Raw genomic sequence first — 20,946 nt, forward strand, 5'->3', positions numbered from 1 at the left:
ATACTTGCAAAATTGTCCGATTAGGCGTATGATAATTGCAATTTTTACTTGCAATATCAATCATGACGACCGATACTCACCCACCAAACCCACCCACCACGCAGGGCGAACGCCTAAAAAAGTTGCGTAAATCATTGGGGTTGTCCGCCCAAGCCCTAGCCGATTTGTTAAATGCACACGGTGCGTCTGTCAGTCGTGGGGCGATTGCCAACTGGGAATGCGACAAAAACGGCATTACCAGCAGTAAATTACCCATTGTCGCCAAAGTGCTCAAAACCACCGAAAGTTATCTCTTAACAGGTCAAGAAACCACCCAAGTGATTGATTTACCACATCATTTAACTACAACTCATTCAACCAATCAGGTAAACCCCATGAAATCCTTAAAAAAATCCACCAAACTTGCCAACGTCTGCTATGACATTCGTGGCGAATTACTACAAACCGCCAACCGCATGGAAGCCGAAGGGCAACGCATTATTAAATTAAACATTGGCAATCCTGAACCTTTTGGACTACTGCCTCCTGATGAGATTGTCCAAGATGTCGCCATGAACTTGCATAATGCGTCTGGTTATTCGGATTCTAAGGGGATTTTTTCAGCTCGCAAGGCGATTTTGCAATATTATCAAGCCAAAGGGCTACTCTCTGCCACCGATGTCAATGATGTCTATATCGGTAATGGCGTAAGTGAGCTGATTGTGATGGTGCTCCAAGCCTTGCTTGATGACGGTGATGAGGTGCTGATTCCCATGCCTGATTATCCGCTGTGGACAGCATCAGCCAATCTGGCAGGGGGTAAGGCGGTGCATTATCGCTGTGTGGAGGAGGATAACTGGCAACCTGATTTGGCGGACATCGAAAGTAAAATCAATGATAAAACCAAAGCCATTGTCATCATCAACCCCAATAACCCCACAGGGGCTTTATACAGCGACCGAATGCTCAAAAGTATCGCTGATTTGGCAGTCAAATACGGTTTGGTGATTTTGGCAGATGAGATTTATGACCGCATTTTATATGATGATGTGGTGCATACGCCCATGTGCACGATTACCGATAAGACGCTGGTTTTGACCTTTAATGGTTTGTCCAAATCACACCGTATCGCAGGCTATCGCTCGGGCTGGGTCATGCTGTCGGGCAAAAAAGACCACGCCAGCGATTTTATCGAGGGCTTGACCATGCTTGCCAGCATGCGACTGTGTGCCAACGTGCCTGCCCAATATGCCATACAGACGGCAATGGGTGGTTATCAATCCATGCAAGCGTTGACCGCACCGACTGGGCGACTGTACAAACAACGTGAAATGGCGGTGAATCGCCTAAATGCTATTAAGGGCATCAGTTGCACCAAGCCACAAGGGGCGTTTTATTGCTTTGCCAAAATTGATAGAGAAGTTTACCCCATTGACAACGACATGCACTTTATGATGGAGCTGTTAAAGGAAGAAAAAGTGCTGATGGTACAAGGCACGGGCTTTAACTGGGATAAACCAGACCATTTTAGGGTGGTGTTTTTGCCAAATCTGATTGATTTGGAGGACGCGATGGATAGGATTGAGCGGTTTTTTGCCAAAAAGCGTAAGGAGTTTGGGACGGACTGACACGCCCAAATCCCTTTGTCAATCAATAACCCCAAGCGATATTTGGGGTTATATTGGACTGGATAAATTTATTCATCAAACCATTTTTTGCTCAAGCTCTCTAAGGTGCCGTCACTTTTTACAGCTGCGATGCCTTTATTTACCTTATCTAGCAGTTCCTTATTACCCTTATTGACAGCAAAAACCAGCTGTTTTTCTTTGCCATCTAAGGCAATTTTTCTGGTTTTAATGTCAGCATGCCCCTCTTGCTTATCAAAATAAGTTAGTGTGCGACTATCTGCGATAACCGCATCGGCTTGCTTGGTGTACAGGGCTTTTAGAGCAAGAGAAAATGACTCAACTTGCATGACCTGCCCGACATCGCCAACGATTTTTTTGGCGGTATTAAATGAGCGGTCGGTAGAGATTTTTTTACCGATGAGATCCTCAGGTTTTTGTAGATTGGTGTTGTCTGGGGTATCTAGTATGTAAAGCTGGCGTGTATAATCTAAATACGGCTCACTAAAATCAACTTTTTGAGCTCTATCTGGTGTAACGGACAACGCCCCAGCAAACAGCTCCACTGTATTGCCATTTAATTCATCAGTAAAACGCTCTCGGTCGCTAGGCACGATGTCTATATTGAACCCACCTGCCCTAGCAACAGCATGCAATAAATCAACTTCAAAACCTGTGGGCTTGCCAAGCTCATCTTTAAATCCAAAAGGAGGAAAAAGCAACTCCATGCCCACTATGACCGCCTCTTGGCTGGGGTTTTTGGTGTCAGGTAATGTGGTGGCGACAGGCTGGTTTTGGGTTGCATTATCGGAAGAGGAGGGGGGATTGTCATTACCACAGGCTGCCAGCAAGCAGGCAATCACAAAAAAACTAAGATATTTCATAAGGATACACCATAACATAATCAATAAAGACATAAAATATGTCAAACAAAATAAAAATCGCCACGGCGATTAAGTAATGATTCATATCATCGTGGCGACCGTGGCATTTTAAATGATTTTGGTCTTTAAGTCCATAATTTTGATAGATTTTAATGGGTCAAACATAAATTTACACTTATTTTTTATTTCTTCAAAATCATGCTATAATATTTGGGTGTTCTAGTGCCTTATAACACTATTTAATTAAATACAGAATTAATTTACCCTACATAAAGTTACGATGCATCAAATTTAAAATTTTGCACATTTTTAAAAATAACCATCAAACCATGTAGGCGTACCTTATTTGGATAAAATCTATGTTAAAAATCGGTCAAGGCATTGATGTTCATGCTTTTTGTGAGGGGGATTTTGTAACGCTGGGCGGTATTCGTATTTCACATACGCACGGCATTAAGGCTCATTCAGATGGCGATGTGCTACTTCACGCCTTGATGGATGCAATGCTTGGGGCGTTGGCACTTGGCGATATTGGTATGCATTTTCCTGATACTGATGAAAAATGGCGTGGGGCGGACAGTAAAGAAATGCTAAAAGTGGTCAATGCCCTAATTCAAGCAAAAGGTTACCGCCTAATGAATGCTGATATGACCGTGATTTGCGAATTTCCCAAATTAAGTCCGCACAATACCGCCATGCGAGCGTGTATTGCAGATATTTTGGAGGTTGAGATGGATTGTGTGAGTATCAAAGCTACCACCAACGAAAAAATGGGCTGGATAGGGCGAGGCGAGGGTATTTACGCCAGTGCAGTAGTACTTTTGAAAAATAACGCATTTTTGAGGTCTGATGGGGCTGATTAAATTTAGTTAAAAAATCTCTTGTAAATGTCAAAATTTACCCCCATAATAGCACAAATTTTATTTGGAGTTAGCCATGACCGACATCAACCCTCAGGTTAAAGAATTAATCGAAAACCAAATTAAAGACCATGCTGTCCTGCTTTATATGAAAGGCACGCCTCAGTTTCCTCAGTGTGGCTTTTCAGCTCGTGCAGTAGAGGTTTTGAGCCAAATTGGTCGTCCATTTGCTTTTGTCAATATCCTTGAAAACCCAGACATTCGTGCGACCTTGCCTATCATCGCTAACTGGCCAACTTTCCCACAGCTTTGGGTAAATGGCGAGTTGATTGGGGGTAGCGACATCATTTTGCAGATGTATCAATCAGGCGAGTTAAAGCCGCTCATTGAAGAGTTTAGCCCAGAAGTGTGATGTGTGATAAGAGCGGAGAAATTCGCTCTTTTTATTGGATGAATACAATGTTACAAATTTCCCAAAAAATCATTGAGCTGTGCCAAACGCCCCATACCGCTTTGCAGGCGATTCATTTGCTTATTGGGCATAATGGGGCGAGTGAGTCGGCGTTTAGGGCGATTTATGAACGAGTGATGAGCGACCAAGATGTCGATGGGGCGTATTATCTGGCAAGTTTTGCTCAAAAAATCGATGATTTACCTTTTGATGGTTTGCCACTCATTGATTTGGTCATGAATGGCAATGACAAAAATATGAAACTGTCTTTAATCGAAAAAATGCCAAAAGACATGCAAAGCGATTACTTGACTCGGCTCATCGATGTGTAGCATGACTCACCTGCTTGATAAATTAAGATTTTAGTCCCATGGCGTATGTTGCTACCATTGGCTTGATGAATGGCACTTTATCAAAGGCAATCAGACCGACATTGCGAGCCAGTTTCATGGCGGGATTGGTGCTGGTAAAACTACCTACGATAGTATCACAGAATTTCATGACACGTTTTTGGTCGGTTTGACGAGATTTTTCATAGGCAAACAATCTGTTTGGTTCGCCAAAATCTAGGTCGTCTGTGCCAAATTTTTGGGTTTGAGCGTCTTGTAAGGCATTGCCAAGTAGGTTGGCTAGGGCATGGGCGTCTCTTAGGCACAGATTGAAACCCTGTCCTGCCACAGGGTGCAAGGTATGGGCGGCGTTCCCCATAAGCACACAGCGACCCACAACTTGCCGATGAGAGATGACTTTTGTGAGAGGATAAGCTCCTCGCTTTCCTACACCTAAGAATTTTCCTGCGTCATTGCCAAATATTTGTCGTAGCGTTGCCAAAAAATAATCGTCATCGTCAAGATAGCGTGCCTCTTGACCTGTCTTACAAATAAACACTACCGAGCGTCTATGGGTGTCATTAATCGTGGGTAGGGGTAGTAGTGCCAAAGGTCCAGCGGTGTTGAATTTTTCGATGGCGATGTGATGATGAGGCATGTCTGTCTCTACCACGCCCACGATGCCTGTTTGTCCATAATCATGTGTGTCCACACCTACCCCCAGCATGTGGCGTATGGGCGAGTGTTGTCCATCACAGGCGACAACAAGTGGGGCAGATAGCTGTATTTGTCCGTCTGACCCATCGGCATAAATGTGTGCCATGTTGTCATCTTGGCGAATGTCGGTTACGGTCATGCCATCAAAGAGTGTGATGTATGGGCTATTTTTGGTGGCTTGTAACAGCATGCGTCCAAGCCACGCATTTTCCATGACCGACCCAAAGCTCTCTACGCCTTCTGCGTGTTTATCAAGCGTGGCACGCCCAAAGCTACCAAGCTCACTAATCAGCACTTTGTCAATATGGCAGGCGTGATGAGATAGGCTATCCCATAGTCCTATTTCGCCATAAATTTGCACACTTCGCCGAGATAGGGCGGTGTTTCGGCTATCCAAATAGGATTGTCTGTGATTATCCTCATCTGGAATGATGGTGGGATATTTGGTGGATTCTAGTAGCGTACTATAAATGCCACGATGTGCAAGCAGTAATGCAAAAGACAAGCCGACATGACCGCCACCGATGATGATGACGTGATTGTTGGGGTTGGGTGTTTTTGGGGTAGTCATGATGGTTTTAAAATAATAATAGATGTATTTGTCAAATTATAGCATATTTTATGTGCAAGTTTGATGTCGATTGTAAAATACCCATGCTGTTAAGTTAAAGATGGAATTTTTGGAGTATTAATAATTTTCATTGGGTTAAAATTTTGCTATAATGAATGAATTTTTAAATTTGGAGAAACTCATGAACATTCAAGCACTCATGCATCAAGCCCAAGCCATGCAAAAGCAGGTTGAGCAAAATGTTGAAGTCGCCAAAAAAACACTTGCTCAAAAAGAAGTGCAGGGTGAAGCAGGCAATGGCTTGGTTAAAGTTACCATGACAGGTCGCCATGTGGTAAAACGTCTGTCCATCGACCCCAGTTTGATGGGCGATGAGCCTGACATGATTGAGGATTTGGTGGCGGCCGCCATTAATGATGCAGTGCGTCAGGCTGACGAGTTGCATGAAGAAGTCATGGCGGGAGCAACTGCAGGTATGGGATTGCCTAAGGGTATGCAAGGCTTGTTTGGTTAATTCATGCTTACCCCAAAATTTGACCAACTCGTCAAAACCTTACAAATTCTGCCCTCAGTGGGGTCAAAATCGGCTCAACGTATGGCGATTGACTTACTCTCAAAAAAGCGAGAGCAGGGTTTGGCGTTGGCTCACGCCTTAGAAATTGCCATGACACAGATTAAAGAATGTCAAATTTGCCATTCATTTAGTGATGATGATATTTGTCCCATTTGTGCTGATGTGCGTCGTGATGATACGCTGTTGTGTGTTGTTGAATACGCCTCTGATGTCATGGCGATAGAGCAAAGCGGTGCGTATCGTGGCAGGTATTTTGTGCTGGGCGGACATCTATCTCCGCTTGATGGTATTGGGGCAGAGAATTTGCACATTGATGAGTTGGTGTTACTTGTCAAAAGTCGTGATATTGATGAGCTCATTCTTGCCACAGGGGCTACTATTGAGGGGCAGACTACTGCTTTTTTTATCCATGATGCCATCAAGTCTTATGTGCCTAAGATTACACGTTTGGCACAAGGCATTCCGATGGGTGGCGAGTTGGGTTATGTAGATAGTCTGACGCTTCACCAAGCCCTGCAAAACCGAGCGTTTTTGTAGATATCATACCCCTTGTTTACAGCGTTTGGATTTACCAAAGACCTAAGTCTAGACATAGTCTTGGGTTTTTTCTTTGGGCAAAATTTGGTGGTTGATTTTTTTAAAGAAAGCCTTTTGTTTAAAGGGTTTTTGTTATGTTTTAAACCAAAATAAATTTTCACTATTTATTTAAAAAATGATGTTTTTGAAAACATTTCTCAAAATCATACCAATTTATGATAAAAATCCTTTATAATGGCAAAGATTTTTGGTTTTGCAAAATCATATCTAACGATTAACCAATCCTTAAAGGATAGCTTTATGACAACAACCTATTACAATGACCCTGACCATATCGAAACCCAAGAGTGGCTCGACGCATTTGAGTCAGTCATTAAAAACGCCAGTAAAGAACGTGCAGGCTTTTTATTAAAAGCTCTGTATAACAAAGCAGTTCAAGAGGGCTTGCAAGCCAACCGCCTAGAAACCGCCTATGTCAATACCATTCCTGTCGAAGATGAACCTGCCTATCCAGGGGATTTGCACCTAGAACGCAAAATTCGTTCCATCATGCGTTACAACGCCCTTGCGATGGTCATGCGTGCCAACCAAAACGATGATGATTTGGGCGGACATTTGGCGACTTTTGCATCAAGTGCCACCCTTTATGAGACTGGCTTTAACCACTTTTGGCGTGCCCCAAGTGAGGCACACGGTGGCGACATGATTTATTATCAAGGTCATGGTGCCCCCGGTATGTATGCTCGCTCCTTTATGGAGGGTCGTCTATCTGAAGAGCAAATCAAAAACTTCCGCCGTGAAGTAGACGGTAAGGGACTTTCAAGCTACCCACACCCTTATCTCATGCCTGACTATTGGCAATTCCCAACCGTGTCGATGGGCCTTGGTCCACTCATGAGTATTTATCAGGCTCGTACCCAAAAATACCTAACCAACCGTAGCTTGATTAAGGACGAAGACCGCAAAGTGTGGGCGTTCTTGGGCGATGGCGAAACAGACGAGCCAGAGAGCTTGGGTGCGATTAGCATGGCAGGTCGTGAAAAGCTTGATAACCTGATTTGGGTGATTAACTGTAACCTACAACGCCTTGACGGTCCTGTGCGTGGTAATGGCAAAATCATTCAAGAGCTTGAATCGGTGTTTCGTGGGGCGGGCTGGCGTGTGATTAAAGTCATTTGGGGCGACCATTGGGACAGCCTACTTGCCAAAGACCACACAGGCGTACTCAAACACCGCATGGAAGAAGTGGTGGACGGCGAGTATCAGCTTTATACCGCTCGTGATGGGGCGTTTGTCCGTAAAGAATTTTTTGGCAAATATCCAGAGCTTGCCGACATGGCATCTGCCTTGTCTGATGAAGAAATTCATCGCCTAAATCGTGGTGGACACGACCCTAAAAAAGTCTATGCTGCTTATGCTGAGGCAATAAAAACCAAAGGTCAGCCAACGGTGATTTTGGTCAAAACTGTTAAGGGTTATGGCTTATCCACCCAAATCCAAGCGGTCAATAAAGCTCACCAGTTGAAAAAATTGGATGAAACAGGTCTAAAATATTTCCGTGATAGATTTGACCTACCAATCAGCGATGAAGAGCTTAAAAACTTACCATTTTATCGCCCAAGTGAGGACAGTCCAGAGTACAAGTACTTGATGGGTCGCCGTGAGGCATTGGGTGGACACTTGCCTGCTCGCCGTAGCGGTCATATCCCCCTAGAAATTCCAGAATTATCGATTTTTGATGGGGTATTACAAGGTAGTAAAGGCAAAGAGCAATCCACGACGATGGTATTTGTGCGCTTGCTATCTGCCCTATTAAAAGATAAAGGGCTCAACAAGTACGTTGTACCAATCGTTCCTGACGAGGCTCGTACCTTTGGTCTAGAAGGTATGTTCCGTCAGCTTGGTATTTATTCGTCAGTTGGTCAAAACTACACCGCTGAAGACGCCGAAGCCTTGATGGGCTACAAAGAAGCCAAAGACGGACACATGCTCGAAGAGGGTATTAACGAAGCAGGGGCGATGAGTTCTTGGATTAGCCTTGCGACAAGTTACTCAACCAATGCCTTGCCAATGATTCCGATGTACATCTACTACTCGATGTTTGGTTTCCAGCGTATTGGCGACTTAGCATGGGCAGCAGGCGATATGCAGGCACAAGGTTTCTTGTTTGGTGCTACCGCAGGTCGTACGACATTGAACGGTGAAGGCTTACAGCACCAAGACGGACACAGCCATATTCTATTTGGTACCGTACCAAACTGTGTAACCTATGACCCATGCTTTGGCTATGAGCTTGCCGTCATCATGCACGATGGTCTGAAACGCATGTATGGCAATGGCGAACGTGTGTACTACTACATCACTTTGATGAACGAAAACTACGAACATCACGCCATGCCAGCAGGTGTTGAAGAAGGCATTAAGCGTGGTATGTATCTACTAGAAGACAACGGCTCTACCCAAGTTCAGCTTTTGGGTTCTGGTGTGATTTTGCGTGAAGTACAAAAAGCAGCAACCATTTTGGCAGAAGAATTTAACATCAAAGCCAACGTATGGAGCGTAACGAGCTTCAACGAGTTGACTCGTGATGGTATGGCGTGCGATGATTACAATCGTCTGCACCCCACCGATGAGCCAAAACTGCCTTGGATTACAGAGCGACTCGCCCCACACAAAGGCATCGTGGTAGCAGCGACCGATTATATGCGTAACTATGCCGAGCAAGTGCGTGGTTGGCTTCCTGATAATCGCCCTTATGCAACTTTGGGTACAGATGGTTTTGGTCGCTCGGACACTCGTGCTAATTTGCGTAGTTTCTTTAATGTGGATGCACAGCACATCGTGGTGGCGACGTTGAAAAAACTCGCTGACGAAGGCGAGATTGACGTGCGTTTGGTGCAAGATGCGATTAGCAGTTTTGGCATTGACGCAGACCAAGCCCCAGCATGGCAACCACAACCGCACCATGATTATTACCCTGACGCACCCGCTCCTGCACACCCAACACCAAAAGCTGTGCCAGAGCTAAAAGACGACATCAAATAACCCAAATAGGAGAAAATCATGGAAATTAAAGCCCCCGATTTGGGTGTAGATAGTGCCATCGTTGCAGAAATTTTGGTAAAAGTTGGCGATGTCATTGCTGAGAATGACAGCCTAATTTTGGCAGAATCCGATAAAGCGTCCGTAGAAGTGCCGTCTCCTGTGAGTGGCAAAATTACAGCCATCTTGGTTAATGCTGGCGACAGTATTTCAACAGGTACAGTATTATTTACTGTGGAGGCAGGTGATGCTCAGCCTGCTCCTGCACCACAAACTGAAGAACCCAAAGCTGAGCCAGTTGCCGAAGCCAAAGTCGAAGCACCTGCCCCTGTCGCCTCACAAGCAACAGGCGAGGCAGTTAGCCAAACTCACAACCTACCTGATTTGGGTGTGGATAGTGCTGAAGTTGCCGAAGTGCTTGTCAATGTTGGCGATAGCGTAACAGAAGGTCAATCTTTGATGCTTGTCGAATCCGACAAAGCGTCCGTAGAAGTGCCAGCTCCTGTGAGCGGTGTGGTTGAGGCGATTTTGGTCAAGGCGGGCGACACCGTCTCAAATGGTCAAGCCTTTATTACCATCAAAGGTGGTGCAAGTGGTGCAGTGGTTAGCGAACAGCCACAAGCCCAAGCTCCTGCACCTGTCCCCAGAGCTAAACCTACCCCTGCACCACAAGCAAGCACGCAAGCTACCGCTCCTGCTAGTAAATTGCCAGAGGCTGAAGTTAATGCTCGTGCCAAAGATGCTCACGCAGGACCTGCGGTACGTAAATTGGCTCGTGAAATGGGTATTGACATTAGCTTAGTCAAAGGTACAGCACCGCACGGTCGTATCCTAAAAGAAGACCTATTTGGCTATGTCAAATCAGTGATTCAGAATGTCAATAATGCCAAACCCACCCAAGCCAGCACGGTCGCAAGCGGTTCGGCGATTAGCTTGCCACCACTACCTGACATGAGCAATCTTGAGATTTGGGGTGAAACTGAGACAGTTGAGCTATCACGCCTCCAAAAAGTCTCCATTCCGCAACTTAATCTTAATACCTTGTTGCCACAGGTTACGCAGTTTGATTTGGCAGACATTACTGACACCGAAGCCTTGCGTTCGTCTTTGAAAGATGAGTTTAAGGCAAAAGGCATTGGCTTGACCATTTTGGCATTTATTGTCAAAGCTGTGGCATATGCCTTGACCCAAAATCTCAAATTCAACAGCCATGTGTCTGACGACAACACCCAAATGATTGTCCGCAAAACTGTCAATATGGGTATCGCTGTTGCGACCGATGATGGCTTGGTTGTGCCCGTCATTCGCAACGCCCAAAGCAAAGGCATTAGCGAACTTGCCAAAGAGATTGGCGAACTTGCCAAAAAAGCCCGTGATAAGAAATTGACTGCCAAAGACCTGCAAGGTGCATCATTTACCATCTCATCGCAGGGCAATATGGGTGGCACGTACTTCACTCCGCTGGTCAATCACCCACAAGTGGCGATTTTGGGGATTTCTGAATCCACCATTCAGCCACGTTGGAATGGCAAAGAGTTTGAGCCACGTCTGATGTTGCCATTGTCATTGTCTTATGACCATCGTCTTATCAATGGGGCGGATGCGGCGGTATTTACTCGCTATATTGCTAAATTGCTTGCTGACCCACGCAAAATTTTACTGTAATCTTGGTAAAATAATGCTACAAAAAAGACGGAACATACACCGTCTTTTTTGTTATAATCCGTTTTATTTTTGGAGTTGTTTTATGAAAAAAATTGCCCTAGTCTCGCTTGCGATGCTCTTTACTCAATCTGTTTTTGCTAATACCGCCACATCTGCGCCCAGCTTGGTGGGCGATTGGCTGTGTGAGGCGACACTAAGTTATGAAGGGGGTGGTATCACGCAAGTTAAAAATCGTTTGAGCTATCAGCCTAGTGGCTGGGCAAGCGAGGTGGTTCAGGTTAATCGTTATCATAATGGTGCATTACAAGCCACCACCAATATTCGTTTGGGCTATCAATGGGAGCTTTTAGGCGGCCGCCAAAAAATATCCAATATGATGATTGATGTTTATGAAGTATACGATCACGTTACAGGGAAGGCTCTCGGGTTTGGCGAGGCGGCTGTGTTAAAACAAAACCTCTTAAATCAATATCAGCAAGATCCATGGCAAACCATTGCTTTTGTGAATGATCACATGCACCAATACATTGCTGATGATGGTTCTAAGGGTGTTTGTGTTAGAGAATCCTAAATGTCAAATCGCCGAACTTTTTTACAACTACTGGCTTTATCGCCCACTATTTTGATGTTTGCGTGCGGTAACACTCCAAAATTTACCAGACTGCCTGTGGGAAGTAAGGTGGTGGCGTTGGGCGATAGTCTTACTTTTGGCTATGGCGGTCAAGGCAAGGACTATCCATCGGTATTGGCGGAATTGACAGGTTGGCAAATCGAAAACATGGGGGTTAATGGCGATACTACCGCTGATGTGCTAAGACGTATTGAAGCGGTTATCGAGATGAATCCCAAACTTGTGCTGTTGGGGATTGGCGGTAATGATGTGTTAAAACGTGTCAATCCCTCCGAGACAAAATCAAATTTAATAAGAATTATCGAGGCATCTACAAAAGAAAATATCGATGTGGTGCTGATTGCCGAACCTTATTTTTCGGTAAGTGCCTTATTTGGCAAAGCAAGCGACAATCCCATTTATAAAGAAGTGGCTGACGAATTGTCCGTGCCATTATTTGCCAATGGCTGGTCAAAGATTTTATCCGATGATAAATTAAAATCCGACCAAATCCACGCTAATGGGGCAGGGTATGCTAAATTTGCCCAAATGTTATTTGAATATTTAAAGGGAATTGGCTATGTTTAATCGTGTTTTCATGAAGCAAGCATTGGTGGTTTCTTTGCTTGTTTCTACCAATGCTTTTGCTCAATCTGCATTAACGACAAATCAATTCATTGGAAAATGGCAATGCCATACCAAGCATAATGACCCTCTTATTCATCAAGAAAATATATTGCAATTTTTAAAAAATGGCGAAATGCGTGAGAGCGTATCCATCTCTTATGGACAAAAAAGTGATTATGCTTACCAAATAGAAAAAGCCACCGCCCATTCAAAATGGTCTATAAAAAATAACACACTGCATTATGACAATCATCAATTTTATCATTATGGTGTCAGAATGCCTAATGCTGATAAAAACGATATTTATCAGGCGAATGTGGCATTACAAAAATCATTGCCCATGATACAAGATATGATGAATGATGATATTCATCATCGTCAATTTAATGTGGATTTTATAAATAAAAACTCCTTTATTATGAATGATATAGACAATCAAATATTGACGACATGTCATAAAAAGAGTTTATTTGGTTTTTAGTTTAATGATTGCTATGGTAGTGGTCTATTTAGGAGATAAAAAGTGGTTAAATCAATACTGCTAAAATTGGCATTGTTTTTGGGTTGTTTGCCAATGATGGCAATGGCAATGATACCCTCTAAGCAGACATTGGTGGGGGATTGGCTTTGTACTACTGATGATGACGATTATGTCTCTTCGGCACTCATACGTTATCGAGCCGATGGTACTGCCAGTGAAATGATAGAATATCAAGAAAAAGATAGTTTTTACCCGCTTGTGGAGTTGGTTTTTGCAAATTATCGCTGGGAGCTTAAAGGCGATAAATTGTACATGACAGATACTGATGATTTGGCGTATTATGCCAGTTATTATAACTCTTCTTATGATGGAGGGGGTATGGTAAAAATGAGCGATGAGACCACCCAAGAGATGAAATTAGATGTCATAAATAGTTATAAAGAAAATAACTGGCACTATATCAAATTTCATGGTAGTGATAAACATCATTATTATTTTGAAAATGGCTTTACGGGAGATTGTCGTCGGTTAAAATAATAAGATTGAAATAGGTGTGATGATGATAAAGATAATTCTCTTTTTGGTTTGTTTGATGGTTATGCCCTCAATGGCAGGGTATTCATTTTCCAAAAATGATTTGGTGGGTAGATGGCATTGTCATACCACAGCAAATGTCAAAAATCAACCTCAGGCATGGGTATATCATACCAGTATTGAGGAGATTGATGTAGATGGTGTGAGTAAATCCTTTGTAGTGGGAGAGTTGGGATTTTCCCATATTTTATTTCGTGCATTTTTTGCCAAATCTTTAAATGAATGGAAATTGGATAAAGATAAACTTTATACAAAAATCACGCACATCGATACTTATGTTTATCATGACATGTTAGAAAAACCTGACGAGGAGAAACAAGAGATTATCAGAATGAGCGCAGAGGATTATAAATACCCTTTAATCATAAAATTTAATGATAAAGATACTTATACGCTAACACCAACTAAGCCGCCTAGTGATGATGGTTTTTTTGATAACGTATCTCCCACGTCTTGTCGTCGTATGATGGATTGAGCGGAGGAAAATATGAGTTTTATTGGTTATTTGATTTTGGGTAGCGTGGTTTATGCGGTGGGTTTTTTCATTCATAAAAAATGGCTGACCCCAAAACGTGAAATGGTCGTGAAATACACTTTGTTGCACCCTGTGATTATCAAGTTGCTTTTGGCGTGTTTGGTGGTTATGATGTTGGTGTCGGTGCTTTTGGGGAAATTTGTATTGGGTCATGATGGTATTGATGTGGCATTTGTGGGGGTTAATAGTTTGGTGGCAACATTTGTTTTTTATTTTGGGTTAAACCCCGACCAAACCCAAATGAATATTCCAGATTAAAAGTATTGGTAAATGGGCTAGATGGCACGTCATTTATCATAAAATATCATTTGCATAAACAGCCAAACGGTGGTAAATTATAGCGGTTTTAGTTCTTTGGTTTTTGGAGCGAGTATGTCAAATAAGTTGCTTGATTTGATTGAATCATCAGGGGCAAAGTGGGTGGATTTTCGTTTTACCGACACACAAGGCAAGGAGATGCATCTCACTTTTCCAGCGTATAGTGTGGACGAGGATACCCTAGAAGACGGTAAGATGTTTGATGCATCGAGTGTGGCAGGTTGGAAAGGGGTGGAAAGCTCGGACATGATTTTGCTTCCTGACCCTAATACGGCTTATCTTGACCCATTTTTTGAAGTGCCAACGGTAGTGGTAAGCTGTGATATCATCGAGCCTGATACCATGCAAGGTTATGCCAAAGACCCACGCTCCATCGCACGTCGTGCCGAGATGTACTTGCGTTCAACTGGGATTGGCGATGAAGCACTTATTGGTCCTGAGCCTGAGTTTTTTGTGTTTGATGAAGTCAAATGGGACATTGACATGTCAGGGGCAAGACACACCGTCATCAGCGAGGCGGCGGCGTGGAGTACGGACAAAGACTACCCATGGGGCAACAACGGTCAGCGTCCTACTGTCAAAGGAGCTTATGCGGTTGTGCCACCGATTGACCATTATCATGACATGCGTTCGGTCATGTGCGACCGTATCCATGATGTTATCGGCGAAGGTCGCATCGAGGTACACCATCATGAGGTAGCAAGTGGTCAGCTCGAGATTGGCATTTCGTTTAATACCCTCGTTAAAAAAGCGGACGAAGTTCAGCAGTTTAAATACATCGTGCAAAACGTCGCTAACCAATTTGGTAAAACTGCCACTTTCATGCCAAAACCCCTTGTTGGCGATAATGGCTCTGGCATGCACGTCAACATGTCGATTTCCAAAGACGGTGTCAATACTTTCTCTGGCGATGAATATGCAGGTTTGTCAAAAACCGCTCTTTATTTCATCGGTGGGGTCATCAAGCACGCTCGTGCCTTAAATGCTATTACCAACCCCAGCACCAATAGCTACAAACGCCTCGTACCGCATTATGAAGCGCCGATTAAGCTTGCTTATTCTGCCTCTAACCGCTCGGCAAGTATCCGTATCCCTCATGTAAATAGCCCCAAAGCGGTACGTGTGGAAGTGCGTTTCCCTGACCCATCAGCGAACCCCTATTTGGCATTTGCAGCACTACTCATGGCGGGTCTTGACGGCATCGAAAATAAAATCGACCCAGGTGAAGCCTCTGATAAAAACTTGTATGATTTGCCCCCAGAGGAGGAAATGCTCATTCCTACCGTTGCCGAAAATCTAGAAGTGGCGTTAAATGCTCTACGTGATGACCATGAGTTTTTGTTAAAGGGCGATGTGTTTACCAAAGAAATGATTGATGATTATATTGCTCTTAAAATGAAAGAAGTGCAACGCATCAATGAAGCGGTACACCCCTTAGAGTTTGATATGTATTATCGTTGCTGATCTTAGCTTGATAAGAGACAAACGGTATAAGTTTTATCTTGTGCCGTTTTGTTTTTGCGTGCATTTTTTGATAAATTTGGGTACAATAACACAATGTTAAAAATCATTGGAAGTCCTATGAAATACTCTTTAAAATCCCTTGCGGTGGCAATGCTCATCGCTTTGCCAAGCGTGAGTTTCGCTTATCATGTCAACATCACAGAGCCAGCTGGGGAGCGTGCGTATCATCGCCCTGCCCAAAATATCAAGGTGCAAGCCTCTATCTCTCCACGATTGGAGATGGGCGATACGGCAGCGGTTTTATTGGATGGTGCGGTGGTTGCCGATGGGGTCAGTGCGAGCATACCAACACTGGATTTGTCGGTGGGCGAGCACGATTTGGAAGTGATTGTCATGGATAAAAATGCCAATACCATTGCCAGTGATACACGTAAAATTTACGTCATTCAAACCAATCAAATCCAACGCCAAAAGAAAGCTGCTATCGCTAAATGGCAAGAATACGAGAATTCCTCTATCTGGCATAAGATTGCGGTGGGGCTAAACCCTAAGGTTCAAGCACCGCCTAAGGTAGATGAAACCACACCAACATGGGAAATCAATAAACCAAAAACCCAGTAATTTGGTGGTGTTGCCATGACGTGCTTGGGTGTGGGTCATGGCAAGATGATTTGGGTAATTTGCCAACGTAGCATGCCATCACGAGTAAGGATTATTCCTGTGGGTTGATTGGAGATATTACCTGTAACCATAAAGCGATGCAAGCCACAATACCGAAGGCTTGCATCGCTTGGAGCAGCCTTACCAAAGCGAGCCACAACCTTCTTTGTGATGATACTCTCTTGGTTGTGAATGGCGGTGTCTAAGTCATGCACAAGCAAATCCTTTACAAGGCTTTCGTAATCAACATAATCGCTGGCGACCGCCCACACCGCCACTAATTTTTTACTGTCTGCACTGATGTCATTTGTCAGTAGCTTTTTTAAATTGTCTGCATTAATGGCTTGCTCGGTGGTTTTGTTAATCTCTTGCTTGGCTCTGTTTGAGAGTGTGTCTTTGATATTTGGGAATAGTGTAGTTAGTCCAACAAGTTTTGGGTTGTTGTTGAGTGTCTCATCTAGCCTTGCGTGTAGGATGGTTTTGATGTGTTGTTGAGTTCGAGGAATGTCCACATAGGAGATGACTTTGTCATAATCACCAGCTTGATACGCAGATTTTATTTGGTATAATGTATAATAAGGCGATAGCACAATCACGCCCACCACGCACATGATCACCAAAAATGCCAGCCAAAATTTTTTCATCATTAGTCCTTAGGTTAGATTAGCACACGCCACAGCACAAAGCTCATCGCAATCAGATGAAAGAGTATGCCTACCCACCAAATCGGTATGGTGAGCCCAATTGCCACAAACCCTACAAATCCCCCTAATGCAATCCAGTCATGGCGTTTTTGGTTAAGTAGGTCGGAACGTAGAGCTTGAATTTCCCGAAGTGTTTTATCTTGTCTTGCTCCTAGTGTGGCTAGTGACTGCATGCCTTGCGTCATGAGTTTGGGAAATTCGGTGGTGCTAAGCAAAAGCTCGGTGGATTTTTCTCGGATTTCTTGAAGGTTTTTGATGGGGTCAAGTTGCTCACGCACCCATGCAGTCAAGATGGGCTTGGCAAGCGACCAAATGTCAAGCTCTGGATAGAGTTCACGACCCAGCCCCTCAACATGAATGAGGGTTTTTAGTAAAAGCATGAGCTGGGGAGGAATGCTTAGGTGGTGGCGACGTGCAATGGTCAAAATTTCAAACAGAATCCCTGCAAAATCCAGCTCACTCATGGGCTTGGACACCATTGGGCTGACGGTGCGTGCCATGTCATTAATCAGGGCGTATTTGTCGGCGGAGGGCGGTATCCAGCCTGCACCGCTGATGATGTCTACTAAGATGTCATAATTGCCATTCATGACCGACAAAAGCATGCGTGCAACAATCAGTTGGTCATCAGGTGGCAACTGTCCCATGATAGCACAGTCTAGCCCTAGATATCGTGGATTTGCGACCGCTTCGCCATTTGGTAGGGTTTCGACAAAGATGTTGCCAGGGTGCATGTCGGCATGAAAAAAATTATCCCTAAACACTTGCGTGAAAAATATCGTCAAGCCGTTTTTGGCGAGCGTGGCACGGTCATAGCCTAGTTTATCCAAAGCATCGGTCTGAGAAATGGGTATGCCAAAAATTCTCTCTGATACCATCACGGATTTGCTTGCCATATACACTTCTGGCACATAGATAAGCTGTGAGTTTGTGAAGTTGTTACGCATGCGTGTGGCGTTGGCAGACTCCAAAGTCAAATCCAGTTCATTGAGCATGATTTGTCGATACTCTTCAACAATCTCAATGACGTGTATCGCACGTGCCGACTCCATGCGAGCAGATACCCAACTTGCCAACGTGCGTAGCAGTTCAAAATCAGCAATGATACCTTGACGCAGATTTGGACGAACGACCTTAACCACCACTTCTCGCCCATCAGGTAAAGATGCGGTATGTACTTGGGCGATACTGGCAGCAGCAAGAGGTTTGTCATCAAAACGTGCAAAAAGTTCGTTGACGGGCTTGCCAAGTCCTGTTTTTGGGTCTTCGATGGTACTTTTTAGGGTGGCTACATCAAAAGGGGCGACTTTATCTTGTAATAAAGACAATTGGGCGATGATGTGAGGTGGCAATAAATCTGAGCGTGTGGAGAGTAGCTGTCCTAGCTTTAAAAATAATGTTCCCATTTCTTCAAGGGCAAATTTAATCCCCATCGGCTGATGGGATTTGCCAATACTGGCAGGGTGCATGCGAATGATTCGGCACAAAGGGGCAAGCTCTGGTACATCGCCTAAGTGTGTATCTAAACGATATTTGGCGGCGATACGGTATAAATGACGTAGGCGTTTTTGGTGGGAGATGAGCATGGTTATTGGTGGGGGATTTTAAATGAGTGAATAATGTTTTTTAAAATAGCTGAGTCAAATTTGGTGTTTGGGGTTGGCAAGGCAAGATTTTCTACCAAAGCCAAAGCATTAAAGCATTGGCATAGCTGATACACGTCCATGAGTATCTGGTCATGACCGTACATCATCACGGCCTCATCATAAGATAGCTTGACAAATGCCAATAAATCGGCAAGGTCATTAAATGTCATGTGGGTATCAGCAACGGGTAGGGCATCTTGTGCCTCAAAAATCTGCATTGGCACAGACTCAAAACGCACGCCATGCTCGCCAAACACAACATTGGCATGCAGGTGGGGTTCAAGCAGGGTAATTTGTACAGTTTTATCAATGAGTGGCACCAAACTTGCTGATGCCTCCTCATTTAGCATAAGCATGTGGTTAATGCTACGCTCTATGCCAAGCAAGATAAAAGTTAGAAGCATAAGGTTTATTGATTCGCCTTAAAACCACGATGAATGGCAACAATGCCACCTGTTAAGTTGTGATAGTCGCAATGCACAAAACCCGCTTGCTCCATCATGTCTTTTAGGGTGGCTTGGTCTGGGTGCATGCGAATGGATTCGGCAAGATATTGGTAGCTCTCGCTATCGCCTGCGACAATCTTACCCATGAGGGGTAGGGCGGTAAACGAATATAAATCGTAGGCTTTGGAGAGTGGCTCAAATACAGGTTTGCTAAATTCTAGCACCAAAAGTCGTCCACCAGGTTTAAGTACACGGTGCATGGCTTCTAGGGCTTTTTGTTTGTCGGTTACGTTACGAAGTCCAAAGCTGATTGTTACCAAATCAAAGCTCTCATCAGCAAATGGCGTGAGTGTCTCAGCATTGGCAAGCACAAAATCCACATTATTACAGCCAGCATTAATAAGGCGTGTGCGACCCACTTCGAGCATGGCTTCATTAATATCAGACAGCACCACTCTCCCAGAGTGTCCCACGGCACGGCTAAATGCTTTTGCCAAATCGCCTGTACCACCTGCAATATCAAGCACATGTTGACCCAAGCGAACGCCAGTTAAGTTAATAGCGACACGCTTCCAAAGTCTGTGAATGCCAAAACTCATGAGGTCATTCATGATATCGTATTTAGTGGCGACAGATGTGAATACTTGCCCTACTTTGGCTTCCTTGTCAAAGGCGTTGATGGTTTGATAACCAAAATGCGTGGTTTCGCCCACATTTTCAGAGTAGCGACCATCAGCATGGTCAGTACCAGCAGGGGTTTGCATGGTAGATTGTCCTTGCGGTGTGCCTGTGGGTAGAATGTTTGGGTTGGTAAATTCGCTTTGATGGTCGGTCATGGTGATTCCAGTTTGTCAATAGATATGGTTATTATACGATAATTTGACAATAAATGGGTGTTTTTGTGGTGTTAGCGATGAATTTCCTCAATAACCGCTAGCTCGTTTTCTATAAAAGGGGTGGTAAAGTCGCTGGCGTGTTTTAGAGGCTTCATAGCAACTAACCCATCTTGGATAAAGTCATAAAGAGGCTGGTAGCCGTTATCGTACGCCATATTTTTGGCAAGTTTAAAGGCATTTTGCAAGATAAATGAGCTAAAATATTTATGTGATTGCTCGCACACACCCTCAATGGCATACAGCTGGGCGGTGCGCGCTTCTTTGGCGTTGACCTTGCGATACACCGCTGGCATGAGTTCATCTAAGTTGTTATTGTTGGCGTCATTGGGTTGATAATGAAAATCCGCCAACAAACTTTTTGCCAACGCCAAATCCAGCTCAATGGTATCAATGGCAAGACCAACCCCTGATATGCCAGCACCGAGTGCATTAGCAGGAATGAGCTTTTCAAGCTTGCCCGAGCCATTTAGGGCGTTGTTGCCTGCGGTCAGCAACTGCCGAGCCAGCACGTCAAAATCATCATCACCATAAATGCGACTGATGAGATAATTGGCAAGCGGTGCGGTTTTTTCATCGTGGAATAACGCATGGTTAGTGCGTCTGATACGTTGTTTTTGCCAATGCTGCACTGCCGTGAGTGCCTTTTTTAGGGTGGTATCATGATGATGAGGCAGAGCTTGATAGTGTAGCAAGGTATCGACAAGCGTCTGAATTTGGGACATGGTACACCT

Annotated in this window: 23 protein-coding genes; 16 read left to right on the forward strand and 7 right to left on the reverse strand. The window is 44.1% G+C overall.

Translation table 11 applies throughout. The features are described 5' to 3' along the window. Positions 1 to 62 precede the first annotated feature (62 nt). Entirely contained in the window at positions 63 to 1,607 is a 1,545-nt protein-coding gene (locus Q4B79_RS00530) for an aminotransferase class I/II-fold pyridoxal phosphate-dependent enzyme (RefSeq protein ID WP_303084466.1), read from the forward strand. 68 nt (positions 1,608 to 1,675) lie between these two features. Here the strand turns inward: Q4B79_RS00530 and Q4B79_RS00535 are convergent, their stop codons facing one another. Next, on the reverse strand, positions 1,676 to 2,488 hold the full coding sequence (locus Q4B79_RS00535; RefSeq protein ID WP_303084467.1) for an ABC transporter substrate-binding protein: 813 nt from the start codon (positions 2,486 to 2,488) through the stop codon (positions 1,676 to 1,678). A gap of 350 nt (positions 2,489 to 2,838) precedes the next feature. On the opposite strand from Q4B79_RS00535, the gene ispF reads away from it, so the two are divergent. From ispF to Q4B79_RS00550, 3 genes are all read left to right on the forward strand, one after another. Then, positions 2,839 to 3,351: a 2-C-methyl-D-erythritol 2,4-cyclodiphosphate synthase gene (gene ispF, locus Q4B79_RS00540; protein WP_303084548.1), complete on the forward strand. Its 513-nt coding sequence runs from the start codon at positions 2,839 to 2,841 to the stop codon at positions 3,349 to 3,351. A 73-nt stretch (positions 3,352 to 3,424) separates the two neighbouring features. Beyond that, entirely contained in the window at positions 3,425 to 3,760 is a 336-nt protein-coding gene (grxD, locus tag Q4B79_RS00545; RefSeq protein ID WP_303084468.1) for a Grx4 family monothiol glutaredoxin, read from the forward strand. 47 nt (positions 3,761 to 3,807) lie between these two features. Beyond that, positions 3,808 to 4,131 (forward strand): hypothetical protein, encoded by a 324-nt coding sequence (locus tag Q4B79_RS00550; protein WP_303084469.1) that lies wholly within the window; start codon positions 3,808 to 3,810, stop codon positions 4,129 to 4,131. 22 nt (positions 4,132 to 4,153) lie between these two features. Here the strand turns inward: Q4B79_RS00550 and Q4B79_RS00555 are convergent, their stop codons facing one another. Beyond that, positions 4,154 to 5,416: an FAD-dependent monooxygenase gene (locus tag Q4B79_RS00555; protein ID WP_303084470.1), complete on the reverse strand. Its 1,263-nt coding sequence runs from the start codon at positions 5,414 to 5,416 to the stop codon at positions 4,154 to 4,156. Positions 5,417 to 5,597: 181 nt separating this feature from the next. On the opposite strand from Q4B79_RS00555, the gene Q4B79_RS00560 reads away from it, so the two are divergent. The 12 genes from Q4B79_RS00560 (at position 5,598) to Q4B79_RS00615 (ending at position 16,484) form a co-directional block, all read left to right on the forward strand. Then, positions 5,598 to 5,930: a YbaB/EbfC family nucleoid-associated protein gene (locus Q4B79_RS00560; protein WP_303084471.1), complete on the forward strand. Its 333-nt coding sequence runs from the start codon at positions 5,598 to 5,600 to the stop codon at positions 5,928 to 5,930. A 3-nt stretch (positions 5,931 to 5,933) separates the two neighbouring features. Then, complete coding sequence (gene recR / locus Q4B79_RS00565; protein WP_303084472.1) at positions 5,934 to 6,527, forward strand: recombination mediator RecR; 594 nt, start codon at positions 5,934 to 5,936, stop codon at positions 6,525 to 6,527. A gap of 300 nt (positions 6,528 to 6,827) precedes the next feature. Then, the gene (aceE, locus tag Q4B79_RS00570; protein ID WP_303084473.1) at positions 6,828 to 9,572 is read left to right on the forward strand and encodes a pyruvate dehydrogenase (acetyl-transferring), homodimeric type; all 2,745 of its coding nucleotides are present in this window, start codon (positions 6,828 to 6,830) and stop codon (positions 9,570 to 9,572) included. A gap of 18 nt (positions 9,573 to 9,590) precedes the next feature. Then, positions 9,591 to 11,234: a dihydrolipoyllysine-residue acetyltransferase gene (locus tag Q4B79_RS00575; RefSeq protein WP_303084474.1), complete on the forward strand. Its 1,644-nt coding sequence runs from the start codon at positions 9,591 to 9,593 to the stop codon at positions 11,232 to 11,234. A gap of 82 nt (positions 11,235 to 11,316) precedes the next feature. Continuing rightward, a complete protein-coding gene (locus Q4B79_RS00580) occupies positions 11,317 to 11,805 on the forward strand; it encodes a hypothetical protein (RefSeq protein ID WP_303084475.1) in 489 nt (162 codons plus the stop codon). Continuing rightward, on the forward strand, positions 11,806 to 12,432 hold the full coding sequence (locus Q4B79_RS00585; RefSeq protein WP_303084476.1) for a GDSL-type esterase/lipase family protein: 627 nt from the start codon (positions 11,806 to 11,808) through the stop codon (positions 12,430 to 12,432). It begins immediately after the preceding gene. Next, entirely contained in the window at positions 12,425 to 12,952 is a 528-nt protein-coding gene (locus Q4B79_RS00590) for a hypothetical protein (RefSeq protein WP_303084477.1), read from the forward strand. Before Q4B79_RS00585 ends, Q4B79_RS00590 begins: the two co-directional genes overlap by 8 nt. Before the next feature lie 42 nt (positions 12,953 to 12,994). Beyond that, positions 12,995 to 13,489: a hypothetical protein gene (locus Q4B79_RS00595; RefSeq protein WP_303084478.1), complete on the forward strand. Its 495-nt coding sequence runs from the start codon at positions 12,995 to 12,997 to the stop codon at positions 13,487 to 13,489. Between the two features lie 55 nt (positions 13,490 to 13,544). Then, complete coding sequence (locus Q4B79_RS00600; protein WP_303084479.1) at positions 13,545 to 14,021, forward strand: hypothetical protein; 477 nt, start codon at positions 13,545 to 13,547, stop codon at positions 14,019 to 14,021. 12 nt (positions 14,022 to 14,033) lie between these two features. Continuing rightward, complete coding sequence (locus tag Q4B79_RS00605; RefSeq protein ID WP_303084480.1) at positions 14,034 to 14,339, forward strand: hypothetical protein; 306 nt, start codon at positions 14,034 to 14,036, stop codon at positions 14,337 to 14,339. A gap of 114 nt (positions 14,340 to 14,453) precedes the next feature. Continuing rightward, on the forward strand, positions 14,454 to 15,863 hold the full coding sequence (glnA, locus tag Q4B79_RS00610) for a type I glutamate--ammonia ligase (protein WP_303084481.1): 1,410 nt from the start codon (positions 14,454 to 14,456) through the stop codon (positions 15,861 to 15,863). A 117-nt stretch (positions 15,864 to 15,980) separates the two neighbouring features. Beyond that, the gene (locus tag Q4B79_RS00615; RefSeq protein ID WP_303084482.1) at positions 15,981 to 16,484 is read left to right on the forward strand and encodes a hypothetical protein; all 504 of its coding nucleotides are present in this window, start codon (positions 15,981 to 15,983) and stop codon (positions 16,482 to 16,484) included. 35 nt (positions 16,485 to 16,519) lie between these two features. Here the strand turns inward: Q4B79_RS00615 and Q4B79_RS00620 are convergent, their stop codons facing one another. From Q4B79_RS00620 to Q4B79_RS00640, 5 genes are all read right to left on the reverse strand, one after another. Beyond that, a complete protein-coding gene (locus Q4B79_RS00620) occupies positions 16,520 to 17,167 on the reverse strand; it encodes a DUF2939 domain-containing protein (RefSeq protein ID WP_303084483.1) in 648 nt (215 codons plus the stop codon). A gap of 14 nt (positions 17,168 to 17,181) precedes the next feature. Next, entirely contained in the window at positions 17,182 to 18,813 is a 1,632-nt protein-coding gene (locus Q4B79_RS00625) for an AarF/ABC1/UbiB kinase family protein (RefSeq protein ID WP_303084484.1), read from the reverse strand. 2 nt (positions 18,814 to 18,815) lie between these two features. Further along, complete coding sequence (locus Q4B79_RS00630) at positions 18,816 to 19,277, reverse strand: hypothetical protein (protein ID WP_303084485.1); 462 nt, start codon at positions 19,275 to 19,277, stop codon at positions 18,816 to 18,818. A gap of 5 nt (positions 19,278 to 19,282) precedes the next feature. Continuing rightward, positions 19,283 to 20,155: a bifunctional demethylmenaquinone methyltransferase/2-methoxy-6-polyprenyl-1,4-benzoquinol methylase UbiE gene (gene ubiE, locus Q4B79_RS00635; protein ID WP_303084486.1), complete on the reverse strand. Its 873-nt coding sequence runs from the start codon at positions 20,153 to 20,155 to the stop codon at positions 19,283 to 19,285. Between the two features lie 71 nt (positions 20,156 to 20,226). Then, a complete protein-coding gene (locus Q4B79_RS00640; protein ID WP_303084487.1) occupies positions 20,227 to 20,937 on the reverse strand; it encodes a hypothetical protein in 711 nt (236 codons plus the stop codon). Between the last annotated feature and the right edge of the window lie 9 nt (positions 20,938 to 20,946).

This window comes from Moraxella sp. (assembly GCF_030525845.1).
Taxonomy (GTDB): domain Bacteria; phylum Pseudomonadota; class Gammaproteobacteria; order Pseudomonadales; family Moraxellaceae; genus Moraxella.